This window comes from Streptomyces sp. NPDC019531, assembly GCF_044903305.1.
Lineage (GTDB): Bacteria > Actinomycetota > Actinomycetes > Streptomycetales > Streptomycetaceae > Streptomyces.
In genome coordinates this window covers 66114-90479 of record NZ_JBJDQL010000040.1, presented here as the reverse complement: position 1 = coordinate 90479, position 24366 = coordinate 66114, and the positions used below count along the sequence as shown (strand labels likewise).

Below are 24366 nucleotides of genomic sequence, written 5' to 3'. Positions count from 1 at the left end.
CCAACTCGGCCTTCGGCCGTCCCGTCCTCGCCACCCGGCCATCATGCCGAATCAACCCTGACTTACGCAGCGAATTCCAGACTCAGGACACTAGTAGAGAAAGTTGTAACTCAGTCGGCCTGCTGGGGTGTGTGGGGCTCTGTGTGCGGTTTGAAGTCCTGAGCGCAGGACGGAAGTTCGGCCTCTTGGCGGTGGGCCAGCGGTAGGAAGATCACAGGTCGGATCGTCCAGTTGATGCGAGTACGGGCCTGGGTGAGCGTCACCGTGCAGGGCTCGGCGCGTAGGAGTGCCTTCCTCGTGGTGATGCGGCCGTCGTAAAGCCACTCCCACGCCTCCTGAGACGCGTCGGGATCCAGTGCCGGTGAGATCGTGCGCAGTGCAACCGCTACCCATCTGTCGGCCTGCGGTGCCGAGTACGCGTCGAAGGATGCCCGGAGGGTCGGCAGTGTCTCGGCGGTGAGGTCTTCGGTCCAGCACTCGCACCAGTAGCCCCGCTGCGGCTTGTCCATCAGCACCGGTGGCCTCCCACAGGCGGGCCCGTGAAGAGCTCCGCGGTGACCGTGTGCCCACCGTCGCTCTCGTGGACCACGATCCGGTGGGCGATCACGCTGACCATGCCCAAGCCTCGGCCGTGCTCGGCGTCCTGGTCCCGGCGCTCGACCTTCGGAGCGGTGCCGGCGCCTCCGTCGTCCGTGACCGACATCGCGATGACCTGTGCGGACACCGCCAAGGCCACACGGAAGCTGCCCGAGTCCTGGCCGCTGGCGGTGTGGAGGATCGCGTTCGCGCTCAGCTCGCTCACGATCAGCTCGGCGTCCTCCGCCAGTGGCGACCCGCGCAGGATGTCGCGGGTCCAGCGGCGGGCCCGGCTGACCTCTTCCGGGAAACCTGGGCAAGTGAGTCCCCAGACCCGGACTGTACTCGTATACTCGTGCATACAAGTTCCTTCGTGCTGGTAGGCCGCCATGTGCAGCGGGTTCGGGCTAGACGAGTTTCACGCCGTCGTGGGCGCGGATGGCGGGTGGAGACGCCGTGTCCATCGCGTCCAGGACGCGGATGGCGTACGCCTCGTCGGCAAGCTCGGAGACTTCTTCGCGGGTGGCCCAGCGCAGTGCGCGGGTCTCGTCGCCGGTGGTGGGTGTGCCGTCGGCGGCTTGGCAGCGGAAGACCAGGGAGACGATCAGACCCGTCATGTTTTTGTAGACGCCGGTGAGGGTCGCCGGAAGGGCGATCTTGATGCCGGTCTCTTCGAGGACTTCGCGTTGCAGGGCCTCGGGGATGGTCTCCTCGCGTTCGAGGACGCCGCCCGGGGGTTCCCACTTGCCGTTGTCCCGGCGCTGGATCAGGAGGGCCCGGCCCAAGTCGTCGATGACGACTCCGGCCACGCTCACGGAGTGCGGGCGTTCTGTGCTCACGTTCCTCGGCCCTCTCGGATGGCTAGGCTCTCCACCGTAGCAACAACACTCGCCCACACGTCTAGATACCTAAAGGAGCGCACTCGTGACCCCTGCTCTTCCCTCCGGCCAGCTCGGTGATCTCGACCCCACGAGCGATCGTGCGGTCTTCCGGCAGATCGCCGACCAACTGCGCGAGGCCATCGACCGTGGGCGGTTCAGGGAGGGGGAGAAGCTGCCCTCCGAGGCTGAGCTTGTGGACCACTACGGGGTATCCCGGATGACCGTCCGCAACTCCTTCTCCATCCTCCAGGGGGAAGGACTCGTCCATGCCGAGCACGGCAAGGGCGTCTTCGTACGGCCGCGGCCCCCCGTGCGGCGGCTCGCCTCCGACCGGTTCGCCCGCCGGCACCGGGAGCAGGGGAAGTCCGCGTTCATCGTCGAGGCGGACACGGTCGGCAGCCATCCCCAGGTCGACAGCCTTGAGGTCAAGGAAGAGAAGGCCAGTCAGGACATCTCCACCCGGCTCGGCTCGGTGCGGCGGGTCCTCGCTCGCCGGCGCCGCTATCTCCTCGACGGCCGGCCGGTCGAGTTCGCCACCTCCTACCTCCCCCTCGACATCGCCCGCGGTACGCAGATCGCCGAACCCGACCCCGGGCCCGGCGGCATCTACGCCCGCCTCGAAGAACTCGGTCACCGCCTGGACCACTTCGAAGAGGAGATCCGGGCCCGAATGCCCTCACCGGACGAGGTCAAGACGCTCCGGCTGGCCTCCGGCGTGCCCGTCATCCACCTCATCCGCACTGCCTTCGACACCGAGGGACGAGCCGTCGAGGTCTGCGACACGGTGATGGCGGCAGACGCCTACGTCCTGTCGTACCAGCTCCCGGCGACCTGATCGTCCCGGTTTGAGATGGTGCGCGGGGCGCCCTCCCGAACTCGTACACCTCATCATGGATACTCGTATAGACGAGTGGGCAAGTTGTGTGACAGGGTGATCACCGTGAGCCCGAGAGGTCGGGTTCGCAGATCGTCACATGTATAGACGAGTAGATAGGAAAACTGTCTTGCGCACCATCCGTGTTGAGACCTCCGCCGCCACGATCCTCCTCACCGAGGCTCCTGAGCCCAAGGTCCGCGACCGTCAGACCGGCGAGATCGCCAAGGACGCCGTCAGCGGTGAGGCGCTGATGACCCTCGGCGTCGTCTACATCGAGGACGGTGAGTCCTCGCTGATCAAGGTCACCGTGCCCGAGGGCGGTGTCTCCGAGGGCCTGAACCTGGGCGCTCCGGTCTCGCTGCCGGGGCTCGTCGCCCGGCCGTGGGAGTCCGTGTTCAACGGCCAGCAGCGTCACGGCATCGCCTTCCGGGCCGCCGCAGTCACCCCGGCCGCATTCCCGGCCGCCATGGGGGCCACCGCCTGATGACCGACCTGACGACACTCCTGGAGGTGGGTGGTCCCCTCGCCGCAATCGGCGGCGGGACCGCCTACACCCGGGCCAAGTACCCGGCGCTCTACTGGTCCGCCGTCGGCGGCCCGATATCCACCGCCCGCCTGCTCAGCTCGTACAGCTCCGTCATGGAAGCGTGCGGCCTGACCGTCGCCCCTTCCCGGCTGCGGGTGCTCGCCGTGAAGGCCACGACTCGGCGGGAGGTCCGGCCGGTCCCGCCCCGCCGGGGCATCATCCGTCCCACCTCGACCGGGCTGCGCCTCCGGCTGCGGCTCGCCCCCGGGCAGGAACCTGCCGACGTCGCCGCCTCGGCCGAACGGCTGCGGCACGCCTGGGGAGTTCACGCCGTCTACGTCACCACCGTCAAGCCCGGTGTCGTCGAACTGCGGCTCGTCGGCTACGACGTCTTGCGGCGGGTCCGGATGCCCCGCAAGACCGACGCCGGGTTCCTCAAGGTGCCGGTCGCCCTGCGGGAGGACGCCATGCCCTTCGTACGGGACTACCGCACTGTTCCCCACCAACTCACCCTCGGCGCCACCCTGTCCGGCAAGTCCATGTACCTGCGCCACCTCATCGCCGGACTCGCCCCGCAGTCCGTCGCCCTGGTCGGAATCGACTGCAAGCGGGGTGTCGAACTGGCGCCCTTCGCCGCCCGCCTGTCCGCCCTCGCCACCGACCCGGACGAAGCGGCCGAACTCCTGCCCGCCCTGGTCAAGGAAATGGAGGACCGATACGACCAGATCAAACAACGGCAGGGCATCGCACCCGACACCCCGGACGAGGAGATCACCTCCGACATCTGGGGTCTGCCCGAGGCCGAACGCCCGGTGCCCGTCGTCCTGTTCGTCGACGAGGTGGCCGAACTCTTCCTCACCGCCACCCGCAAGGACGAGGAACGCCGGGACGAGATGGTCACCCAGCTCATCCGCCTCGCCCAGCTCGGCCGTGCGGCCGGCATCTACCTGGAGGTCTGCGGCCAGCGCTTCGGCGCCGAACTCGGCAAGGGCGCCACCATGCTCCGCGCCCAGCTCACCGGCCGCGTCTGCCACCGCGTCAACGACGAAGCCTCCGCCAAGATGGCGCTTGGCGACATCGCCCCGGAAGCGGTCTCCGCTGCCTGCGCCATCGCCCCCGAACTGCCGGGCCTGGCCGTCGCGGGCGATACCTCCGGCGGCTGGTCCCGGATTCGCACGCCCTACCTCTCCCTCGGTGATGCCGCCGAGATCTGCCGGGAGTCGGCGCACTTGGTGCCCGACCTGGCCGCGCTCAAGCCCTTCCGGCCCGATGTCCCCGTACGCCCCGTCGAGACCCCGGCCCCGGCAGTCCTGCCGCACCCGGCGACCGACTGACGCACACCTCTTCACCCGGTCGGCGTGACCGCCTCGCGCCATGTCCCTACCCCTGCCATGCCCGCAACCGAAAGGAGCCGGACCGTGCGCGCCCATCTGGCCCGTGTCGACGCGGTGTTGGTCCAGGCGCTCATCGCCGCCGCACTGTCCTTCGCCCACATCCACGACGTCGCCATGGCGGCTGGACAGGACGGATGGAAGGCGTGGGCCTACCCGATCAGCGTTGACTTGCTGCTCGTCGCCGCTTGGCGTCGACTGCGCTCCGGTACGGCCAAAGCGGCGGCCTGGTGCTGGTTCGTCATCGCCCTGACCGCGTCCCTTGGCGCCAACGTCGCCACCGCCGGACTCCTCGACATGACCGACGTGCCGGCCTGGCTGCGCATCCTCGTCGCGGGCTGGCCTGCGGTCGCCTTCCTCGGCGGGACCCTCCTCGCCCATACGGCGCCGAAAACGGCCACCGAGGAGAACGGCACGGAACTCATCGAGGACCCGGAGCACGAGCCCGAAGCCACACCCGACCCGCCTGTCCAACCCGCCATCGAATCGATGCCGCCGACCCCGCCCGTCCCGGTCCCGGTCGCCCTGGTCGACCACGCTCGCAAGGTCGCCGCCGAACACCACACCCGCACAGGAACCCCGATCGACACCCCCACCCTCCGCGCTCGCCTCGGCGTCCCCGCACCTCTGGCCGAAGCCATCGCCGCCCAACTCTGAAGGGAGAGCCCGCACATGACCGCCAACCGCCGCTTCCGCAACGTCACCCGCATCGGCCCTGTTCAGGTCGCCACCTCTTACGACGGCAGGGGCCGCGAGAAGCACACCGCCGCCTGCACGGCCCCGCGCTGCAACTTCTCCGCCGACTACGACAGCCGCGCCGCCGCCGAACTGGCCGCCCGTACCCACCGCTGCCCCGTCCGCTGAAAGGACCCACCCTCCCGTGACCGTCAGTCTCCCCCTCGTCGTCGTCCTCGGCTTCTTCGCCTGGGGAGCGGTCAAGTTCCTCGGCGTCCGCACCTGGATTGTCGTCCTGATCGCCCTCTTCGGCTTCTGGCTCTCGCACACCTTCCTCGCCCCCGCCATCGAATCCGGCACGCGCTCCGGCGTGACCGTCATAAACGGCTGACATATCTAGACGAGTAGATAAGGAGTCCCGGCCGTGTTCCTCCCCAAGTACCCCGACAACCCGACCCCGCCGCCCGCACACACCCACACCGCAACGACCGACCCGGCACCCGCACGCCGCTCGCTGCCCTCGGTGTCCATCGATCAGAAGACGGTCGCGGCCCTGGTCGTCGGCGGAGTCGTCCTCACCGCGCTCCTGGCCGCTGTCGCCGTCACGGCCATCTCGGTCGCCGTGGCGGCCGTGGTCCTGCGCTCCCTGCTCCGCGACCACAACCGGCGCTGAACCGATTCGGCCTCCGGGGCGACGGCACACGACCAAGCATTTCGCCGCCCCGGGGCCTGTTCCTCCCGACCGAGCCAGTCAGAAGGAGAAACGCCATCTTCACCCGCACCACTCCGGCACCCGTGCCGGAACTCGCGAACCTGGCCGCCCAGGGCACCCTCCCCGGTATCCTCCGCCAGCTCTCCACCCTCGGCGGCTGCACCCATCCCATCCGCCTCGACGGCCACCGCACCGAATACGACCTCGACACCACCACCGGCGAGATCGGCAACGTCCTTCACCACCTGAACTCGACCGACCTCCCCGCCGGCCAACTCCTCGTCCGCTTCAACAACCGCCGCACCACCCGCTGCCCGGCCTGCGCCGAGGTCTACCGCCGCGACACCTTCCACCTGATCACCGCCGGACTGCGCGGCGGTAAGGGCACCCCGGAACAGGTCGGCACTCACCCCCGCGTGTTCGCCACCTTCACCGCCCCCGGCTTCGGCCCGGTCCACAACCGCCGTACCGGAGGACGCCCTTGCCGCTGCGGCCTCCACCACGACCAGGAGGACGACACCCTCGGCACCCCACTCAACCCCGACACCTACGACTACGAAGCCGCCGTCCTCTGGAACGCCCACGCAGGCGTCCTCTGGCGCCGCTTCTCGATCTACCTCCGCCGGGAGGTCGCCAAGCGCGCAGGCATCTCACAACGACGTCTCCGCGACCACGCCCGCGTCTCCTTCGCCAAGGTCGCCGAGTACCAGAAGCGCGGAGCCGTCCACTTCCACGCGGTCATCCGCATCGACGGCCCCGGCGGAGGCAACACCCCACCGCCCGCCTGGGCCACGGCCGAACTCCTCACGGACGCCATAGAAACCGCCGCCTCCAAGGTCCGTGTCGACGGCCCGGTCATCGACGGCCGCACACACACCTTCACCTTCGGCCGCCAACTCGACGTCCGGACCATCCGATCCGCCGACTTCAACGACGGCCAGGAGCTGACTGAACGCGCCGTTGCCGCCTACATCGCCAAGTACGCCACCAAAGGCGCCGAGACCGCGACGGGAGCTCTCGACCGCCCGCTCAAATTTGTCGCCGAACTCGCCCAGCTCGACATCAGCGACCACGCCCGCCAACTCATCCGAACCGCCTGGACCCTCGGCGCCCGCAAGGACCTGGAATACCTCCGCCTGCGCGCCTGGGCTCACATGCTCGGCTTCCGCGGCCACTTCTCCACCAAATCCCGCCGCTACTCCACCACCCTCGGCGCCCTCCGCAACGCCCGCGCCGAATGGCGCCGAGCACAAGCCGCAACAGCCACCAACCCTCAGCCGGACACGACATACGTCCTCGCCCACTGGGTCTTCGCCGGAACCGGCCTCTCCGACACCGAAGCCTGGCTGTCCGCATCCCTCGAACCCGCCCCCGGAACGGAAGGAGAACCAACTCGTGGCTGAGCCCCGAGACCTTGCCACCACATCCGAGCGGCCCGACCCCTCCTTGGTCCTTCTGACCGTCGAGGAAGCTGCCCGGCGCCTCCGTATCGGCCGCACGACTTGCTTCCGCCTCGTCCTCGCCGGAGAGATCGAGTCGGTCACGGTCGGAAGACTTCGCCGGGTCCCCGCCGACGCCGTACCCGCCTACGTCACCAAGCTCCGCCACCGACCCGCCCAAGCGGCCTGAGGGGGACGACATGGCAGAGAAGAAGACACGCACCCGACAGCCCAACGGCGCCTCCTCCATCTACCTCGGCAAGGACGGCAAGTGGCACGGCCGAGTGACGGTCGGCCTCCGTGACGACGGCAAGCCGGACCGCCGTCACATCGAGCGCAAGACCAAGGCCGAGGTGACCAAGGCCGTCCGCGAAATGGAACGGGCCCGGGACGACAAGAAGCTCAGGAAGCCGGGCCAGAGCTGGACCCTGCAAGCCTGGCTTGAGCACTGGGTCGAGAACATCGCCAAGCCGTACGTCTCCGAGAACACGTACGACGGCTACGAGGTCGACGTACGCGTACACCTCGTCCCCGGCCTGGGCGCCCACAAGCTCGCCAAGCTGGAGCCCGAGCACCTGGAGAGCTTCTACCGGAAGATGCAGGATTCCGGGAGCTCCGCCGGCACCGCTCACCACGCTCACCGAACGATCCGGGTCGCCCTCGGTGAGGCCAAGCGACGCGGTCACGTCGCCACCAACGTGGCTGAGATCGCCAAGGCGCCGCGTCTCGAAGAAGAGGACATCGAGCCGTTCACGATTGAGGAGGTTCAGAGCCTCCTCGTCGAGGCCGCCAAACTCCGCAACAGCACGAGGTGGGTCATCGCCCTGGCCCTCGGGCTCCGCCAAGGAGAAGCGCTCGGGCTCCACTGGGAAGACGTCGACCTGGACACGGGATACGTCCGCATCCGCAAGAACCGCCTCCGTCCCAAGTATGCCCACGGCTGCGGAGACACCCCGTGTGGCCGGAAGGCGGGCTACTGCCCCCAGAAGCAGCAGACCCGCCGCGAGCACAAGTCGACCAAGTCCCGGGCCGGACGTCGCACCATCGGCCTTCCCGACCCCCTGATCAAGCTCCTGCGCCAGCACCAGGAGCAGCAAGACAAGGAACGGATCGAGGCCGGAGCCGACTGGGAGGACAAGGGATACGTCTTCGCCTCCCCGACTGGCGGGCCTCTCAGCCCGAACACCGACTTCCACACCTGGAAGAAGCTCCTCAGAGACGCGGGTGTGCGTGACGGCCGTCTCCATGACGCTCGCCACACCGCCGCGACCGTCCTCCTGATCCTCGGCGTCCCCGACGTCGTGGTCGACGCGATCATGGGCTGGGAGCCCGGGGGAGCGGCCCGCATGCGCGCCCGGTACATGCACGTGACCGGAACGCTGCTGCGCAAGGTCGCCCGACAAGTCGGCGACGCTCTCTGGGAGCCGCCGAAGACCGGCTGAAGCCCAACTGAGACGGAAACTGAGACGGACAACGACGAAGGGCCCCACCGCGAACGGTGGGGCCCTTCGACATCGTGCCCGGTGAGGCACTGGCGGAGGATACGAGATTCGAACTCGTGAGGGGTTGCCCCCAACACGCTTTCCAAGCGTGCGCCCTAGGCCTCTAGGCGAATCCTCCGCCGCAAACAATACAAGACGTTGAGGAGTGCTCGCGAACTCGTTCCCACCCCCTGCCATCGGGTACTGTTTGGGCAGCCCCTCACGCGGCGCTATCTGACTGAACTCCCCCAGGGCCGGAAGGCAGCAAGGGTAGGTTGGCTCTGGCGGGTGCGTGGGGGGCGCTTGCGTTGTCGGGCCCGGGCGGAGGGCTCGCACGGCCCGGGTTGTCAGTGGGCGCCTATAACCTCGTATGCGTGTCGTCTCTCGCGTTGTACCGCCGCTACCGCCCGGAGTCATTCGCCGAGGTCATCGGGCAGGAGCATGTCACCGACCCGCTGCAGCAGGCGCTGCGGAACAACCGGGTCAATCACGCGTACCTGTTCAGCGGTCCGCGTGGGTGTGGCAAGACGACCAGCGCGCGCATCCTCGCCCGGTGTCTGAACTGCGAGCAGGGACCCACGCCCACCCCCTGTGGAGAGTGCCAGTCCTGCCAGGACCTCGCGCGCAACGGGCCCGGTTCCATCGACGTCATCGAAATCGACGCCGCCTCCCACGGTGGTGTGGACGACGCCCGTGAGCTGCGGGAAAAGGCCTTCTTCGGGCCTGCGGGCAGCCGGTACAAGATCTACATCATCGACGAGGCCCACATGGTCACGTCGGCCGGTTTCAACGCGCTGCTGAAGGTCGTCGAAGAGCCCCCGGAGCACCTCAAGTTCATCTTCGCCACCACCGAGCCCGAGAAGGTCATCGGGACGATCCGGTCACGGACCCATCACTATCCCTTCCGGCTCGTGCCGCCCGGCACCCTGCGGGACTACCTCGGTGAGGTGTGCGGGAAGGAGAACATCCCCGTCGAGGACGGAGTGCTTCCGCTCGTCGTGAGGGCCGGACAGGGCTCCGTGCGTGACTCCATGTCCGTCATGGACCAGCTGCTCGCCGGAGCACGCGAGGAGGGCGTGACGTATGCCATGGCCACGTCCCTCCTCGGCTACACCGACGGCTCCCTCCTCGACTCCGTCGTCGAGGCCTTCGCCACCGGTGACGGCGCCGCCGCCTTCGAGGTCGTCGACCGCATCATCGAGGGTGGCAACGACCCGCGCCGCTTCGTCGCCGACCTGCTGGAGCGGCTGCGGGATCTGGTCATCCTCGCCGCCGTTCCCGACGCCGCGGAGAAGGGGCTCATCGACGCCCCCGCCGACGTCATCGAGCGTATGCAGGCCCAAGCCGGCACCTTCGGCGCCGCCGAGCTCAGCCGCGCCGCCGACCTGGTCAACGAAGGCCTGACCGAGATGCGCGGCGCCACCTCGCCCCGTCTCCAGCTGGAGCTCATCTGCGCGCGCGTGCTGCTCCCGGCGGCTTACGGGGACCAGCGCTCGATGATGGCCCGACTCGACCGCATCGAGCGCGGCGTGAACTTCTCGGCCGGCGGCGCCCCCGCGATGGGGTACGTGCCCGGTCCGGAGGCCCACGGGGGCGCGGCACCGGGTGCCCCGACGGCCGCCGTCCCGCCACCTGCTCCGGTCCCGCCCGGCGGCGGTCCGGCCGCGGCCCGGGCGGCGGTCCGGGCTTCTGGCGCGGGCGCGCCCGGCGGCGGAGGGCCCGTCGGCGGCACGGGTGGAGGCGCTACGGCCGAGTCGGCGCCGCCCGCCGGTCCGGCCACGCCCGTCGGCCCGACCCCGGGCTCGGCGCCCGCCGGTCCGGCGCACAGTTCTCCCGAAGGCCCGCCCCCCGGTTCCCCGGCCGCCCCCTCCGACCCACCCCACCAGCCCAACCAGCCCCATCAGCCGTCATCGGGCACGGCCCCCGGTGGCTGGCCCACCGCCGCCCCTGTCGGCGGCGGCCGGCGTCCCGGTGGCTGGCCCACCGCGGCACCCGCAGGTGGCGGCCAGCCCCAGGCACCCGCAGCCCACCGACCCGCGAGCACCCCGGCCCCGGCCCAGCCCGGGTCTGCGGCCTCCGCGCCCGGCCCAGCCGCCTACGCCCCCCCGGCCGGCGGTCTCGACCCCCGCCAGCTCTGGCCCAACATCCTGGAAGCGGTCAAGAACCGCCGCCGCTTCACCTGGATCCTGCTCAGCCAGAACGCCCACGTGGCCGGTTTCGACGGCACCACGCTCCAGCTCGGCTTCGTCAATGCCGGCGCCCGCGACAACTTCGCGAGCAGCGGCAGCGAGGAGGTGCTGCGGCAGTCGCTCACGGAGCAGTTCGGCGTCCAGTGGAAGATCGACGCGGTCGTCGATCCGTCGGGCGGCGGCGCCGCGCCCCCGGCATCGGGCGGCTTCAACAACGGCGGCGGCTACGGCGGAGGCGGCACCCAGGGCGGCTACGGCACCCCCGGCGGCTACGGCGCCCCGGCCCCCCACACCCCGCCGTCCCCGCAGCCGACATCCGGCCCAGCCCACTCAACGCCCACGCCCGCCCCCACGTCCTCGTCCTCATCCACGCAGGCCCCGGCTCCCGCACCGGCTCCCACCCCCCAGCCCTCCGCGCCGGAACCCCCGCCGGTCTCCATCGAGGACGACATCCCCGAGGACGACGACCCCGACCTCAACGAGTCGGCCCTCTCAGGCCACGAACTGATCGTGAGGGAGCTCGGGGCGACGGTGGTGGAGGAGTTCACGAACGAATAGGGGAGTGGGCCCACGCACCAAGCCCACCCTCGCCTTGGAGGAACCTACGACGCGGCTGCGCCCACCCCTTAGAACCACCCACAAAAGCCCCGTTAGACATCTCAGGGGGCTAAGAAGTCAAGAGGATCCGCAAGTCTTGATCCCTGTCGAGCCTGCTGGTTGGCTGGCCGACATGACTGATCTCGGACCTGTTGCCTGGCCGCCTGCACCGATCAGGACTGAGAGGCTCGTGCTCCGTGAGTCCGAGGCCCGGGACCGTGTGGCGTTCATCGAGCTGCTGGCGTCGCCAGATGTGCACACCTATCTCGGTGGGCCCCGCCCGCGTGACGAGCTTGAGCGCGAGTTGCCCGAGGTGCCCGAGCGGTGGCCCGGGAGCTTCGTCGTCGATCTCGACGGGGCGATGATCGGCCAGATCCTGCTGAGGAGAGCACCGGAGCACCATCGCCCGGCTGCCGTGGGGAAGGCCGATCTCGGCTACCTGTTCCTGCCACGGGCATGGGGATTCGGGTATGCCGCCGAATCGTGCGCAGCGGCACTCGACTGGCTCGAAAGCGTCCTTCCCGGTGAGCCTGTGGTGCTCGCCACCCAGACCGCCAACGTCGGCTCGATGCGCCTCGCGGCAAAGCTGGGGTTCACCGAAGTAGAGCGGTTCCGAGCCTGGGACGCCGATCAGTGGCTCGGCCTGCGGGCCTCGGGCGCGCCCTCTGATTGAGCTCGTGCTCGACAGCGTGGATCTGTCGAAGTGCCGTTGTTGTCGTTGACGAAGCCGGGCGGGTTCGCGGGTCACGCAGCACATGCGGGTCACGCGGCGCCCTAATCCCAGGACTCATAGGTCCGCCATCTCAGTAGCCGTTCGCGACACCAGCGCACCCCAGGGGCTCGGTCTTTCTCCTGAGCTCGCGGGCTCGCGGAGTGAAACGAGAGATCGAGCCTGGGGCGGGCTCGCGCCGTGACGATCAACGTCCGGCCGGCCGCCGCGAGTTTCGCGGTGATCAGGGAGACACCGGGCTGTGCCGCTCTTGAGAGGCCTCGAAGGGCCCGGGGAAACGGAGGCATCAGCCCGGTGCCCGCGTCATCACCGCGGAGCACGGACGGTGGCGGGGGTCCGTGGTGGTGGCGAAGGCGCCGGGCTTCGCCGCTCTGACGGGAGGCCTCTCGGGCCAGGCTGACTTCGGGCGTTGCCCGACGCCCACGTCACCGCCACGAACCCAACGGGGGACAGCGGTGCCGGTCTCGGAGCGGGTCTCATGGACCAGAGAGGGCCAAGGCGTTCCGCCGTCCGTCGTAAGCCGCCGGTCGGCCCCTTGCGGGGACCGGTCGGAGCCGCCTACACCCTGGATTAGGCTGACCCCCGTGAAGGTCCTTGTCATCGGTACCGGCGCCCGCGAACACGCCCTGTGCCGCTCCCTGTCCCTCGACCCCGACGTCAGTGCTCTGCACTGCGCTCCCGGCAACGCCGGCATCGCCGAGGTCGCCGAGCTGCACCCGGTCGACGCCCTCGACGGCGAGGCGGTGGCCGCGCTCGCGCAGCGACTCGGCGCCGACCTGGTCGTCGTAGGCCCGGAGGCCCCGCTCGTCGCGGGGGTCGCCGACGCCGTGCGCGAGACGGGCATCCCGGTCTTCGGCCCGTCGGGGGAAGCCGCGCAGCTGGAGGGCTCCAAGGCCTTCGCCAAGGACGTCATGGCCGCGGCCGAAGTCCCGACCGCTCGCTCCTACGTCTGCACGACACCCGAGGAGGTCGCAGAGGCCCTCGACGCCTTCGGCGCCCCGTACGTCGTCAAGGACGACGGGCTCGCGGCCGGCAAGGGCGTCGTGGTGACCGACGACCTCGAACAGGCCAAGGCGCACGCGAACGCCTGCGACCGGGTCGTCATCGAGGAGTTCCTCGACGGCCCCGAGGTCTCCCTCTTCGCCATCACCGACGGCGACACGGTCCTGCCCCTCCAGCCCGCCCAGGACTTCAAGCGCGCGCTCGACGGTGACGAGGGACCGAACACCGGCGGCATGGGCGCGTACTCCCCGCTGCCCTGGGCCGACCCGAAGCTGGTCGACGAGGTCCTCCAGACCGTCCTCCAGCCGACCGTCGACGAGATGCACCGCCGCGGCACCCCCTTCTCCGGCCTGCTGTACGCCGGTCTCGCGATCACCAGCCGGGGCGTACGGGTCATCGAGTTCAACGCCCGCTTCGGCGACCCCGAGACCCAGGTCGTCCTGGCCCGCCTCAAGACCCCGCTGGCCGGCATCCTGCTCGCGGCCGCCACCGGCAACCTCGGCGACCTGGCTCCCCTGCGCTGGAGCGAGGACGCCGCCGTCACGGTGGTCGTCGCCTCGCACAACTACCCCGGCACCCCGCGCACCGGCGACCCGATCGCCGGGCTCGACGAGGTGGCCGCCGAGGACGCCCCGCACGCGTACGTCCTGCATGCCGGTACCAAGCGGGACGGCGACGCCGTCGTCAGCGCCGGCGGGCGGGTCCTGTCGGTCACGGCGTCCGGCAAGGACCTCACCGAGGCCCGCGATCGCGCGTACCGGGCCGTGGCCCGTATCCGGCTCGACGGCTCCCAGCACCGGTCGGACATCGCGGCGAAGGCGGCATCGGAAGCCTGAGAGACCAGGCCTCAGAGACCAAGCCTGAGAGATGAAGCCCGACAGACTGGCAGAGGCAACAGAGCACTGAGAATCAGGCGAAAACCGCAGGACCGTATGAACCCGGCAGGCCCCGGATCCGTCTAGGGATTCGGGGCCTGATCTTTGCTGTCCGTCATCCACCTTTCCCCAAAGCCATTCCATCGAGTGACCAGAGCCCCATACAGCTGACGGAGGCCCGGGGCCCAACTAGGGTGCGGCGCAAGCGGTCCGGCACTTGGCCCACCGGCATTGCGATGTCAGTGGCGGATGCCACAGTGGGGGAGTGAGCAACACCAGGAGAGCTGGGCGTTCAGGACGGCAGGGAGGGGGTGAGATCCGCTCGTGACCGGTATCGGTGTGGAGGCAGGCGCGCAGGCAGCGCGCTCCCGGGCCCTCGCCGTGCTGCGCATCCGCAGCCGGGCGCTGGCCGTGGCTCTGCTGCCCGCAGCCGTCGCCGTGGTGCTGCTCGCAGGAGGTTCCACCGGCCATCTCATGGGCGGGTTCTGGGACACCGCCCGCCTCGCCATGACCGTGCTCGGGGCGCTCGTGCTGCTTGCCGCCGGGGCCGTCGCCCTGGTCGTCGCCCGGGCCCGTCCGGCCGTCAGCCCGACGGTCTCGATCGTCGAGGAGTCCGCGCCCGACCTGTACCGGATGGTGCGTGACCTCGCCGACCGCCTGGACGTCCCTGCCCCCTCCGCGATAGCGCTCACGCCTGACTGCGACAGCTGGCTTGAGGACCGCACCCATCCCGCCCACGGCCCGCCTCCGCAGGAGGGCCGGGAGGACGAGATCGCGGGCGTCCGCGGCTCCCACCGCCGGGTTCCCGCGGCGCCGGTGCTGGTCATCGGCTCCCCGTTCCTGTGGTGGATGCGCGTCGGCGAGCTGCGCGCGGTCCTCGCCCCGGTCGTCGCCGGTACGGGACCCTCGGCGCACCCCGACATAGCGGCGGCCCGCCGTTTCGTGCGAGGTCTGGACGCGGCGGTGGCTGTCGGCTCCAGTCCCGGCCGGTGCCCGCTCACCCGTTTGCTCTGCGCGGGCGTTGCCTGGGTGGCCCGCCTTCTCCTGCGCAGCTGCCGGGAGCACGCGGCCCAGATGGAGCGTGGGGTCGCCGCCGCGGCCGCCGAGCGTGCACAGGCTGTGGACTACGGCCTCAGGATCGTCGCCCAGGAGCAGGTGGGACTGGCGTACGCCGGCTGGGACCGTCTGCTGACCCGGGTCGCGCTGCCCGCCTGGCGGATGGGGCGCTGGCCGTCCCGACTGGACGCGGGTGTGGTGGCCGCGCTCACCGAGCTGTCCCGCCGGGACCGGCTGGCCGAGGGCTTCGCCTCCCGCCTGGGTGAGCGCCCCGCCTGCGACCTGCTCGAAGAGCCGGGCGCGATGGACGAGGCCGCATCTCTGCTCGCCGCCCGCCTCTTCCACGGCGGCCCCGCGGAGACCGGTCCGGACTGGTCCCCCGTGGACTGGCAGGAGTACCCGGAAGAGGTCGTGGACCGGAAGTGGCGCCTGGACGCCGCCCGTCTCCACCGAGTCCTCGACGCCCAGGGCGTGAGCCGTACCCAGGGATCCACGCCCCCGGAGTCCGACGGCCCCACCCTGTCCCGAGTCCTGGACCACCTCTCGGCTCCCTCACCCACGGCCCCGACACCAGCCACTCGATCCCACGACTCCGTACCGGCTTCGCCGCACGCCGAGTCGGCCCAGAACCACGAGCAGGCCCCGACGCACGAGCCCGCGGCCGCCGACGGCGTCGTATCGCCTCTGCAAGAGCGCGCTCTCGCGGAGCCCCCACCGGCCCCGGCGGACGACCGAGGAACCACACAGCAGGAACCGGCCTCGCTGGACGGGCCCGCGGCCTCGCTGGACGGGGCCCCGGCCCGGCAGGACGAGCCGCCGACCGCGCCCGCGACCCCGCCGAGCGAGTCCCCGGCCCCCCTGGACGACGCCCCGACCGCGCCTGCGACCCTGCCGAGCGAGCTCCCGGCCCCTCTGGACGACGCCCCGACCGCGCCCGCGACCCCGCCGAGCGAGCTCCCGGCCCCTCTGGACGACGCCCCGACCGCGCCCGCGACCCTGCCGAACGAGCCCCAGCCCCCGCTGGACGAGGCCCCGGCCCCCCCGACCCCGCCCGCTACCGCGCCTGCGCCCCCGCCGACCGCGCCCTCGCCCTCGCCCCCGCAAACTGAGCCCTCGGCCCCGCAGCCCGCCCCCCCAACCGCCCACCCCGTATCCCCCCTGCTCGAAGAGCCGCCCTCGCCGAACGACCCCGCGGTCGCCGACAGCGAGACCGCCCCACAGAGGCCACCCACACCCGACCGCGAAAGCCGTGCGGATGGTGCGGAGGGTGCGGATAGCGCGGAGGGGACCCCAAGCCGCGAAGGCGAGGCCGAGAACCTCGCCGCAGCCCTCACCGCCGAGATCGCCCGTGAGGAAGCCGCCGCACCCCCTTCCCGCACGTCCCCCGACCCCACCCCCTGGGACGACACAGGCCTCCCCCTCTTCCCGCTCCAGCCACCCCGCAGCGCCCGCGAACTCCTCACGGACCACGTCACCGCGATGGTCTGCTGCGCCGCGATCGACACCGCAGGCGCCGCCCCGGGCCTGGACTGGCTCGACGGCCCGTCCCTCCTCGTCAACGGCGAGCGCGCGGCGGATCTCACCCCCCGCGTCCTCGCCCTCGTCGAGGACGGCGACCCGGTCCCCCTGCGTGCCTGGCTGGTCAAGTCGGGAATACGCCCCGAGAAGCCGGTCCGCCTCGTCTGACGGACGACGGACGACGGACGACGGCCGACCCATGACGGCCGACGGATGCCGACGACGAACGACCCGCGACGGGCATCGACCCGGAACACCCGCTTCCACTTTCGGCCAATTCGCAACGAATAGTGACAGCACGAGTGCGGAATGTGATGTGCTGGGACCGATCGCGCGCACGGCAAGGGCGTGCGCCATAAAACAGGCGCACAACAGGCGCACAACAGTCGCGCACAACAGGCGCGCACGACATGCGCACAAGGTGGCGCGCAGGCCGAACGACAGGGGCACGAGGGAGGGGAGCGACCCATGGGACCAGGACCGGAGCACATCCGCCGCTGGGAGTCGGGAGCACTCGCGCACGCCGTGGCGGACCCCTTCGGCCAGGGCCCCGTCCCCTGGCTGCGCGGCAGTGAGATGTACTTCGACGACACCGGTCAGATGGTCCCCTGGTACGTCGAGACGGACCCGGGCCACACCCCGGAGCAGGGCGCCGCGCGCGTCCCCTCCCCCCGCACGGCCCCCCGCATGACGCCCCGCTCCACCCTCGGCGGCGCACCCCGCTCCGCCGACGACGTCCGCCGCCAGATCAAGGGATTCATCTCCACGGCCGCGGTAGCCCCCGGCGAGGCCGTCGACTTCCACATCACCGTGGACCCGCCGCAGGAGTTCGGCGTCGACGTCTACCGCATCGGTCACTACGGCGGCGACGGCGCGGCGAAGGTCACCACCAGTCCCCGTCTCTCCGGGATCGTCCAGCCCCCGCCACTGACCGCGGACCGCACGGTCTCCTGCCACCACTGGTGGCTGTCCTGGCGCCTGCAGATCCCGTCGTACTGGAGCATCGGGGCGTACGTCGCCGTCCTCACCACCGCCGACGGTTACCGCTCCCACATCCCCTTCACGGTCCGTGACGACCACCCCGCGGACCTACTGCTCCTCCTGCCCGACGTGACCTGGCAGGCGTACAACCTCTACCCCGAGGACGGCCGCATTGGCGCCAGCCTCTACCACGCCTGGGACGAACAGGGCCGGCTCCTCGGTGAGGCCGACGCCGCGACCACGGTCTCCTTCGACCGGCCGTACGCGGGCGCGGGCCTGCCGATGCACGTCGGTCACGCCTACGACTTCATCCGCTTCGCCGAGCGCTACGGCTACGACCTCGCCTACGCCGACGCCCGCGACCTGCACGCCGGTCACCTCGACCCCACCCGTTACCGCGGCCTGGTCTTCCCGGGCCACGACGAGTACTGGTCGACGGCCATGCGCCGCACGGTCGAGCGGGCGCGGGACAGCGGCACCTCACTGGTCTTCCTGTCCGCCAACACCATGTACTGGCAGGTCGAGTTGGGCCCCTCGCCCTCCGGCGTCCCCGACCGTCTGCTGACCTGCCGCAAACGCAGGGGCCCGGGCCGACCGGTGCTCTGGCGCGAAGTGGACCGCCCCGAGCAGCAGTTGGTCGGCATCCAGTACGGGGGAAGGGTGCCCGAGCCGCACCCCCTGATCGTCCGCAACGCCGACCACTGGCTGTGGGAGGCGACGGGCGCGCACGACGGCGACGAACTCGACGGCCTGGTCGCGGGCGAGGCCGACCGCTACTTCCCGCGCACCCCACTGCCCGAGCACGACGACCGCATCCTGCTCGCCCACTCGCCGTACGCCGACAGCGAGGGCGCCCTGCGCCACCAGGAGACGTCCCTGTACCGGGCCCCCTCCGGCGCCCTGGTCTTCGCCGCCGGCACCTTCGCCTGGTCCCCGGCGCTGGACCGCCCGGGCCATGTCGACACCCGCGTCCAGCGCGCCACCGCCAACCTCCTGGACCGCATCTGCAAGCGTGACTGAGCTCACGTACGAGCCCTGCCCTGGACCCCAAGTCCAAGGTCAGCCCCCCATACGGGACAATCGACCCGTTGGAAATAACCACGGGGAGGAACCGTGTCCGGATTCGTAGAAAAGCCCGAGCCGATCCAGGTGCCGGGCTTGGTACACCTCCACACCGGCAAGGTGCGTGAGCTGTACCAGAACGAGGCGGGCGACCTCGTGATGGTCGCCAGTGACCGTATCTCCGCCTTCGACTGGGTGCTGCCGACCGAGATCCCCGACAAGGGCCGGGTCCTCACCCAGCTGTCCCTGTGGTGGTTCGACCAGATCGCCGACCTGATGCCGAACCACGTCCTGAGCACCGACGTGCCGGAAGGCGCCCCCGCCGACTGGGCGGGCCGCACCATGGTCTGCAAGTCGCTGCAGATGGTCCCCGTGGAGGCCGTCGCCCGCGGCTACCTCACCGGCTCCGGCCTGCTGGAGTACAACGAGTCCCGCACGGTCTGCGGCCTCGCCCTCCCCGAGGGGCTCGAAGACGGCTCGGAACTCCCCGCCCCGATCTTCACTCCCGCCACCAAGGCGGCCGTCGGCGAGCACGACGAGAACGTCTCCTACGAGGAGGTCGCCCGCCAGGTCGGCGCAGACACCGCCGCCCAGCTGCGCCAGGCGACCCTCGCCGTCTACTCCCGCGGCCGGGACATCGCCCGGGACCGCGGGATCATCCTCGCGGACACCAAGTTCGAGTTCGGCTTCGACGGGGAGACCCTCGTCGTCGCGGACGAGGTCCTCACCCCGGACTCCTCCCGCTTCTGGCCGGCCGACCAGTGGGAGCCCGGGCACGCGCAGCCGTCGTACGACAAGCAGTTCGTGCGCGACTGGCTGACCTCGGCGGAGTCCGGCTGGGACCGCAGGAGCGAGCAGCCCCCGCCGGCGCTGCCGCAGGAGGTCGTGGACCGCACTCGCGCCAAGTACATCGAGGCGTTCGAGCGTCTGACGGGCATGAGCTGGTCGTAACGGAAAAGCCCCCCGGCGAAAACCGGGGGGCTTCTCTTCAACAGAGCGAACGACGAGGTTCGAACTCGCGACCTCAACCTTGGCAAGGTTGCGCTCTACCAACTGAGCTACGTTCGCATGCGCCGTGGCGTGAGAACCACTATACCCAACCTCGTTCCCGCGCGAGCCGCACCGCCGCATGCCGGTTCTCCGCCCCGAGCTTGGAGACGGCCGACGACAGATAGTTCCGTACGGTGCCCTGCGACAGCGCGGCCCGTTCGGCGATCTCCACCACGGGCGCCCCGTCGGCAGCGAGTTCCAGCACCTCGGCCTCCCGCACGGTCAGCGGCGAGTCCCCGGCGGAGATCGCGTCGGCGGCCAACTCGGGGTCGACGTAACGGTTTCCCGCGTGCACCGTCCGGATGATCTCCGCGAGCCGCTGCGCGCTCACGGTCTTCGGGACGAACCCCCGCACACCGGCCGCCAGGGCCCGTTTCAGATGCCCGGGCCGCCCGTGACTGGTGACGATCAGCACCCTGCACGAGGGCAGTTCGGACCGCAGAGATGTGGCGACCCTCACACCGTCCGCGCCGGGCATCTGCAGATCGAGTACGGCGACGTCGGGCTCGTGGGCCCGGGCCATCGCCAGTGCCTCGGGCCCGGTCGCCGCCTCCGCGACGACCGCCAGGTCGTCCTCCAGGGAGAGCAGCGCGGCGAGCGCGCCCCGGATCAGATGCTCATCGTCGGCGAGCAGCACCCGCACGCTCACGCGACCACCCCTTCCGACGTCCCGCGTACGCTCACGCGACCACCCCTCGTTCCGCGCACGGTCACGCGACCAGCCCCTCCGATGCTCCGCGCACGCTCACGCGACCACCCCTTCCGACGTCCCGCGCACGCTCACGCGACCACTCTCCGACGCCCCGCGCACCCTCACGAGACCCCCCTCTCCGACACCGCACACGCTCACGCGACCCCCTCCGCCGCCACCAGCGGCACCACCGCCACCAGCCGGAACACACCCTCGCGCACGGGCCCCGCCTCCAGCGTCCCGGCGACGGCCGCGAGCCGCTCCCGCAACCCGGCGAGCCCGGAGCCGCCGGGGCCCGACGAGCGCAGCGCCCCGTTGTTCTCCACGGTCAGCACGACCCGCTCCTCCTCCGTGCGTACGGCCACCGTGCACCGCTTGGCGTCCCCGTGACGCAGGACGTTCGTGGTGGCCTCCCGCACCACCCAGCCGAGCGCCGACTGCACCTCGGCCGGCAGTCCGGCCGGCTCCCCGGTGACCTCGCAGTCGATGCCAGCTGCGGTCAACACCCCTTGTGCGCCCGCGAGTTCGGCCCCGAGATCGGCCTCCCGATATCCCCGTACGACATCCCGCACCTCGCGCTGTGTCTCGTGCGCGATCCGCTGCACCTCGGTCATCTGGTCCAGGGCCTCCTCCCGCCCGCGCCGCGCCAGCTGCACCGCCAGCTCGCTCTTCAGCGCGATCACGGCCAGGTTGCGGCCCATCACGTCGTGCAGGTCCCGCCCGAACCGCAGCCGTTCCTCGGCGACGGCGAGCCGGGCGCGGGTCTCGCGGGCCGCGTCGAGTTCGTAGACGGCGTTCAGGAGCCAGACGGAGAAGACGGAGGTGAAGGCGAGGAATCCGGCGGCGACCAGTACCACCACCCCGGTGACCAGCGACTCCGGGAGGGCGTGTCCCAGGGGGAAACCGCCGATCACGGCGCCCACGGCGAAGCCGGCCACGAGCGCGAGCACGCGCCGTCGCCTGCGGACACCGAGCGCGCCGATACCGGCCGCGAAGATCAGCACGCCCGCGAAGACCGCGCTCGCCGCCGTGTCGACACCCGCGTCGTCCGGACCGCGCTCGGCGATTCCGATCACCGCGACGCTGACGACGAGAGTGATCGCCCCGAGCGTCCACAGCGTCCGCACCGGCTGCTCACGCCGACCACGCGTCCAGTCGAGCGCCCGCGACGCGGTCACGCCGCACATCACGGCATGTGCGCACACCAGCAGCAACAGCCAGACCGCGAGCTGCCCCTTCACCTCTCCGAGGACCGGCAGCCCGACCGAGGCGACGTAGATCACCGAGAAGAAGTGGAACGACCACCGGGTGTACGTCTCCACCTTCGCCGGTGTGCTCTTCCGCCGCCACCAGCCGCCCGAGCCGCGCATTTCTCCCGCCCCTCGTAGGTTCAGCGCCGGGGTTCCCAGCGGAACCACCGCCGTACAGCAAACACGGCAAGCGCGCTCCAGGCCACCGCCGTCAGCACCGCTCCCAGTGCCTCGTACGCGGAGAGGTCGCCGCTCCAGCCGCCGCGCACCAGTGTGATCACCGGGCTGAGCGGCAGCAGCTCGCACACCGAGGCGAGCCGGTCGGGCAGGAACTCCAGGGGGACGGTGACCCCGGAACCCAGCATCGTGACCAGCGTCAGCGGCAGGCCGGTGACCTGCGCGCTCTCCACGGTCCGGGTGAAACTCGCGGTCAGGGCGGCCAGGGCCGCGCACATCAGCAGTCCGAGCAGCACCCCGAGGACGGCGAGCAGAGGCGCCTTCGGCGCGGCCACGTCGAGCAGTATCGAGCAGCCCACGGCAAGGAGGACGCACTGCGCGAGGCTCGTGACGATCGACGGCAGCGCCGCCCCGGCCATGATCTCGCGGTCCCGCAGCTCTCCGGTACGCAGCCGCTTGAGGACGAGTTCCTCGCGCCGCCCGACGAAGACGCCGATCAGGGCCACGTACACCGCGAAGAGCAGCGAGAACCCGATGGCCGCGGGCAGCAGCACCAGACCGAGGCTGAGCCCCTTGTCCTTCAGGTCCAGGTCCTGCGTTGCCGCCTGCACGCTGAAGGGCAGCAGCAGCGGCACAAACACCGCCGAGACGATCATGCCCTTGCTCCGCAGGAAGAGGGTCAGCTCGGCCCGCCCCAGCGCGGTGATCCGCTCCGCCGGCGTGGTCATCGTGGTCCCACTCATGCCACCCGCTCCTTCACGTCCCGGGCGATCCCGAGGAACGCCTCCTCCAGCGAGGCCGACCGCATGTCGAGACCGCGCAGCTCGACCCGGGCCGCGTCGGCCCACACCAGCAGCCCGGTGGCCGCCCGCTGGAGATCGTGCGTCCGCAGCCGTACGACCTTCCCGTTCACCTCGTGCCCGCACACGCCGAGCGCGTCCAGCGGCGGCAGATCGCCGAGGTGGTAGTGGTCCGGCAGCCGGAAGGAGATCCGGGACGGCTGTGCGGCGGTCACCTCGGCCGTCGTCCCGGTGGCGGCGACGGACCCCTCGTGCAGGATCGCCAGCCGGTCGGCGAGATCCTCGGCCTCCTCCAGATAGTGCGTGGTGAGCAGCACGGTCGTCCCGCGATCCCGCAGCGTCCGCACCAACTCCCAGGTGTCCCGGCGCCCTTCGGCGTCAAGGCCGGTCGTCGGCTCGTCGAGGAACAGGACCTCGGGGTCGCCGAGCAGCGCGAGCGCCAGGTCAAGGCGCCGCCGCTCACCGCCGGACAACTGCTTGACCCGTACGTCGTTCCGCCGGGCGAGCCCGACCAGCTCCAGCACCTCCAGCGGCGGCCGGGCCCCGCTGACGCAGCCCGACCACATCCGCGCGGTCTCGCCCACGGTCAGCTCGGACGGGAAGCCGCCCTCCTGGAGCATCACCCCGGTCCGCGGGCGTAAGGCGGCCCGCTCGGCGTACGGATCGTGTCCGAGGACGCGGATCCGCCCGCCGCTCGGCCGCGCGAGCCCCTCCAGCAGTTCGACGGTGGAGGTCTTGCCGGCGCCGTTGGTGCCGAGCAGGGCGAAGACCTCTCCGCGGTGCACGGAGAAGCTGATTCCGCGCACGGCCTCGAACCCGCCCCCGTACACACGCCGCAGGTCGGTGACCTCAATCACGTGTTCGTGTTCGTCGGTGTTCATGAACCCAGCGTCCCGGCGGACCGGATGCGACAGCAGTGCGCGCTGTCACCACTCCGTATGACAAATGTCAGTCGGGCAGACGGCCACTGGGCATGAAAAAGCCCCCCGACAGAAGCCGGGGGGCTTGATTCAGAGCGGACGACGAGGCTCGAACTCGCGACCTCAACCTTGGCAAGGTTGCGCTCTACCAACTGAGCTACGTCCGCATTGCCTCCGACCGGCTCTCACCGATCGGCGCGAGCACCAGCCTACCTGATCCACAAGCATGGACGGACCGGCGGTGCAGAGCGGGTGACAGGAATTGCACACTGCGCCTTCCCCCTGGAAGGGGGATGTTCTACTACTGAACTACACCCGCGTGTACTCCGTGAGCTGGGCCTTTTCAGCCTCGCCCCTCGGCGTGCTCCAGACTCTAGCTGACCATGTGGGGTGCAACGCAAGTCGGTTGTCCCGAGGGGCGGGTGACCCGGCGTCGGCCGCGGCACACAAAGCAACGGCTCACTGAGCACGGCTTGCAAGGCCGCGGCTCACTGAGCCTCGGCGAACGCCTCGTAGACCTTCTTGGGGATCCGCCCACGCGCGGGCACGTCCATCTTGTTGGCCTGGGCCCAGGCCCGGACTGCCGCCGGGTCGGGTGCGACCTCGGTCTGCTTGTACGCCTTGCCCGACCTTGACCGCTTGCGGCCGGCCTCCACGTAGGGCTCCAGGGCCTTACGCAGTTTCTTGGCATTGGATTGATTCAGGTCGATCTCGTACGACTTGCCGTCGAGTCCGAAGGCGATCGTCTCCGCCGCTTCCGAGCCGTCGATGTCGTCAAAGAGAGTGACCACGACCTTCTGCGCCACGAATATCGGTCCCTTCTTACGGCACGTTGCCAATTCATTTGTACAGTGCCCGACAATGCATTGTGAAGCTCGACTAAATCCTTCCGCGTGTCCGAGCGCAATAG

Annotated in this window: 24 protein-coding genes, 4 tRNA genes and 1 other RNA gene; 17 read left to right on the top strand and 12 right to left on the bottom strand. The window is 70.6% G+C overall.

Annotation, left to right across the window (positions count from 1 at the left end; genetic code table 11):
* Nucleotides 1-110: 110 nt before the first annotated feature.
* From ACI2L1_RS34460 to ACI2L1_RS34450, 3 genes are read right to left on the bottom strand one after another with little or no spacing between them, the layout of a single operon-like run.
* Nucleotides 111-509 carry a hypothetical protein gene (locus ACI2L1_RS34460; RefSeq protein WP_404743345.1) on the bottom strand — a complete coding sequence of 133 codons (399 nt, stop codon included), beginning with the start codon at nt 507-509 and terminating at the stop codon, nt 111-113.
* Nucleotides 509-937, bottom strand: a complete 429-nt coding sequence (locus ACI2L1_RS34455; RefSeq protein ID WP_404743340.1) for an ATP-binding protein — start codon at nt 935-937, stop codon at nt 509-511. The genes ACI2L1_RS34460 and ACI2L1_RS34455 overlap by 1 nt, the downstream gene beginning before the upstream one ends.
* Before the next feature lie 46 nt (nt 938-983).
* Nucleotides 984-1391, bottom strand: coding sequence for an NUDIX hydrolase (locus ACI2L1_RS34450; RefSeq protein WP_404743344.1), 408 nt, complete (start codon nt 1389-1391; stop codon nt 984-986).
* 109 nt (nt 1392-1500) lie between these two features.
* Here ACI2L1_RS34450 and ACI2L1_RS34445 point away from each other — a divergent pair, with 109 nt between their 5' ends.
* The 10 genes from ACI2L1_RS34445 to ACI2L1_RS34400 all read left to right on the top strand — a co-directional run bounded on the left by ACI2L1_RS34445 (nt 1501) and on the right by ACI2L1_RS34400 (nt 8519).
* Entirely contained in the window at nt 1501-2292 is a 792-nt protein-coding gene (locus tag ACI2L1_RS34445; RefSeq protein WP_404743339.1) for a GntR family transcriptional regulator, read from the top strand.
* Between the two features lie 169 nt (nt 2293-2461).
* Complete coding sequence (locus ACI2L1_RS34440; protein ID WP_062244627.1) at nt 2462-2818, top strand: hypothetical protein; 357 nt, start codon at nt 2462-2464, stop codon at nt 2816-2818.
* Nucleotides 2818-4194, top strand: a complete 1377-nt coding sequence (locus ACI2L1_RS34435; RefSeq protein ID WP_404743338.1) for an FtsK/SpoIIIE domain-containing protein — start codon at nt 2818-2820, stop codon at nt 4192-4194. Before ACI2L1_RS34440 ends, ACI2L1_RS34435 begins: the two co-directional genes overlap by 1 nt.
* Nucleotides 4195-4278: 84 nt before the next feature.
* Complete coding sequence (locus tag ACI2L1_RS34430; protein ID WP_404743337.1) at nt 4279-4908, top strand: DUF2637 domain-containing protein; 630 nt, start codon at nt 4279-4281, stop codon at nt 4906-4908.
* A 15-nt stretch (nt 4909-4923) separates the two neighbouring features.
* Entirely contained in the window at nt 4924-5115 is a 192-nt protein-coding gene (locus ACI2L1_RS34425; RefSeq protein ID WP_062244619.1) for a mobile element transfer protein, read from the top strand.
* A gap of 16 nt (nt 5116-5131) precedes the next feature.
* On the top strand, nt 5132-5317 hold the full coding sequence (locus tag ACI2L1_RS34420) for a hypothetical protein (protein ID WP_062025415.1): 186 nt from the start codon (nt 5132-5134) through the stop codon (nt 5315-5317).
* A gap of 33 nt (nt 5318-5350) precedes the next feature.
* On the top strand, nt 5351-5599 hold the full coding sequence (locus ACI2L1_RS34415; RefSeq protein WP_404743336.1) for a SpdD protein: 249 nt from the start codon (nt 5351-5353) through the stop codon (nt 5597-5599).
* Nucleotides 5600-5721: 122 nt separating this feature from the next.
* The gene (locus tag ACI2L1_RS34410) at nt 5722-7041 is read left to right on the top strand and encodes a replication initiator (RefSeq protein WP_404743335.1); all 1320 of its coding nucleotides are present in this window, start codon (nt 5722-5724) and stop codon (nt 7039-7041) included.
* Complete coding sequence (locus ACI2L1_RS34405) at nt 7034-7267, top strand: excisionase family DNA-binding protein (RefSeq protein ID WP_381007854.1); 234 nt, start codon at nt 7034-7036, stop codon at nt 7265-7267. Before ACI2L1_RS34410 ends, ACI2L1_RS34405 begins: the two co-directional genes overlap by 8 nt.
* A gap of 10 nt (nt 7268-7277) precedes the next feature.
* A complete protein-coding gene (locus ACI2L1_RS34400) occupies nt 7278-8519 on the top strand; it encodes a tyrosine-type recombinase/integrase (RefSeq protein ID WP_404743334.1) in 1242 nt (413 codons plus the stop codon).
* Between the two features lie 90 nt (nt 8520-8609).
* Here ACI2L1_RS34400 and ACI2L1_RS34395 read toward each other — a convergent pair.
* Nucleotides 8610-8697 (bottom strand) — tRNA-Ser (locus ACI2L1_RS34395).
* A gap of 72 nt (nt 8698-8769) precedes the next feature.
* On the opposite strand from ACI2L1_RS34395, the gene ffs reads away from it, so the two are divergent.
* The 7 genes from ffs to ACI2L1_RS34360 all read left to right on the top strand — a co-directional run bounded on the left by ffs (nt 8770) and on the right by ACI2L1_RS34360 (nt 19519).
* An RNA gene (gene ffs, locus ACI2L1_RS34390) (signal recognition particle sRNA small type) lies at nt 8770-8868 on the top strand.
* Nucleotides 8869-8932: 64 nt separating this feature from the next.
* Nucleotides 8933-11305, top strand: coding sequence for a DNA polymerase III subunit gamma and tau (locus tag ACI2L1_RS34385; RefSeq protein WP_404743333.1), 2373 nt, complete (start codon nt 8933-8935; stop codon nt 11303-11305).
* A gap of 172 nt (nt 11306-11477) precedes the next feature.
* Complete coding sequence (locus ACI2L1_RS34380; RefSeq protein WP_404743343.1) at nt 11478-12017, top strand: GNAT family N-acetyltransferase; 540 nt, start codon at nt 11478-11480, stop codon at nt 12015-12017.
* Nucleotides 12018-12658: 641 nt separating this feature from the next.
* Nucleotides 12659-13912 (top strand): phosphoribosylamine--glycine ligase, encoded by a 1254-nt coding sequence (gene purD, locus ACI2L1_RS34375; RefSeq protein ID WP_404743332.1) that lies wholly within the window; start codon nt 12659-12661, stop codon nt 13910-13912.
* Nucleotides 13913-14275: 363 nt separating this feature from the next.
* Nucleotides 14276-16693: a hypothetical protein gene (locus ACI2L1_RS34370; protein ID WP_404743331.1), complete on the top strand. Its 2418-nt coding sequence runs from the start codon at nt 14276-14278 to the stop codon at nt 16691-16693.
* Between the two features lie 300 nt (nt 16694-16993).
* Entirely contained in the window at nt 16994-18526 is a 1533-nt protein-coding gene (locus ACI2L1_RS34365) for a N,N-dimethylformamidase beta subunit family domain-containing protein (RefSeq protein ID WP_404743330.1), read from the top strand.
* 93 nt (nt 18527-18619) lie between these two features.
* Entirely contained in the window at nt 18620-19519 is a 900-nt protein-coding gene (locus ACI2L1_RS34360; protein WP_404743329.1) for a phosphoribosylaminoimidazolesuccinocarboxamide synthase, read from the top strand.
* Between the two features lie 44 nt (nt 19520-19563).
* Here the strand turns inward: ACI2L1_RS34360 and ACI2L1_RS34355 are convergent.
* From ACI2L1_RS34355 to ACI2L1_RS34320, 8 genes are all read right to left on the bottom strand, one after another.
* A tRNA-Gly gene (locus ACI2L1_RS34355) sits at nt 19564-19636 on the bottom strand.
* 22 nt (nt 19637-19658) lie between these two features.
* Nucleotides 19659-20267, bottom strand: a complete 609-nt coding sequence (locus ACI2L1_RS34350) for a response regulator (RefSeq protein WP_404743328.1) — start codon at nt 20265-20267, stop codon at nt 19659-19661.
* A 197-nt stretch (nt 20268-20464) separates the two neighbouring features.
* Nucleotides 20465-21679 (bottom strand): sensor histidine kinase, encoded by a 1215-nt coding sequence (locus ACI2L1_RS34345; protein ID WP_404743327.1) that lies wholly within the window; start codon nt 21677-21679, stop codon nt 20465-20467.
* A gap of 20 nt (nt 21680-21699) precedes the next feature.
* The gene (locus tag ACI2L1_RS34340; protein ID WP_404743326.1) at nt 21700-22479 is read right to left on the bottom strand and encodes an ABC transporter permease; all 780 of its coding nucleotides are present in this window, start codon (nt 22477-22479) and stop codon (nt 21700-21702) included.
* Nucleotides 22476-23417 carry an ABC transporter ATP-binding protein gene (locus tag ACI2L1_RS34335; protein ID WP_404743325.1) on the bottom strand — a complete coding sequence of 314 codons (942 nt, stop codon included), beginning with the start codon at nt 23415-23417 and terminating at the stop codon, nt 22476-22478. Before ACI2L1_RS34335 ends, ACI2L1_RS34340 begins: the two co-directional genes overlap by 4 nt.
* 133 nt (nt 23418-23550) lie before the next feature.
* Nucleotides 23551-23623, bottom strand: a tRNA-Gly gene (locus ACI2L1_RS34330).
* 80 nt (nt 23624-23703) lie between these two features.
* Nucleotides 23704-23775, bottom strand: a tRNA-Gly gene (locus ACI2L1_RS34325).
* Nucleotides 23776-23944: 169 nt separating this feature from the next.
* Nucleotides 23945-24262 (bottom strand): Lsr2 family protein, encoded by a 318-nt coding sequence (locus ACI2L1_RS34320; protein WP_123990244.1) that lies wholly within the window; start codon nt 24260-24262, stop codon nt 23945-23947.
* Nucleotides 24263-24366 lie beyond the last annotated feature (104 nt).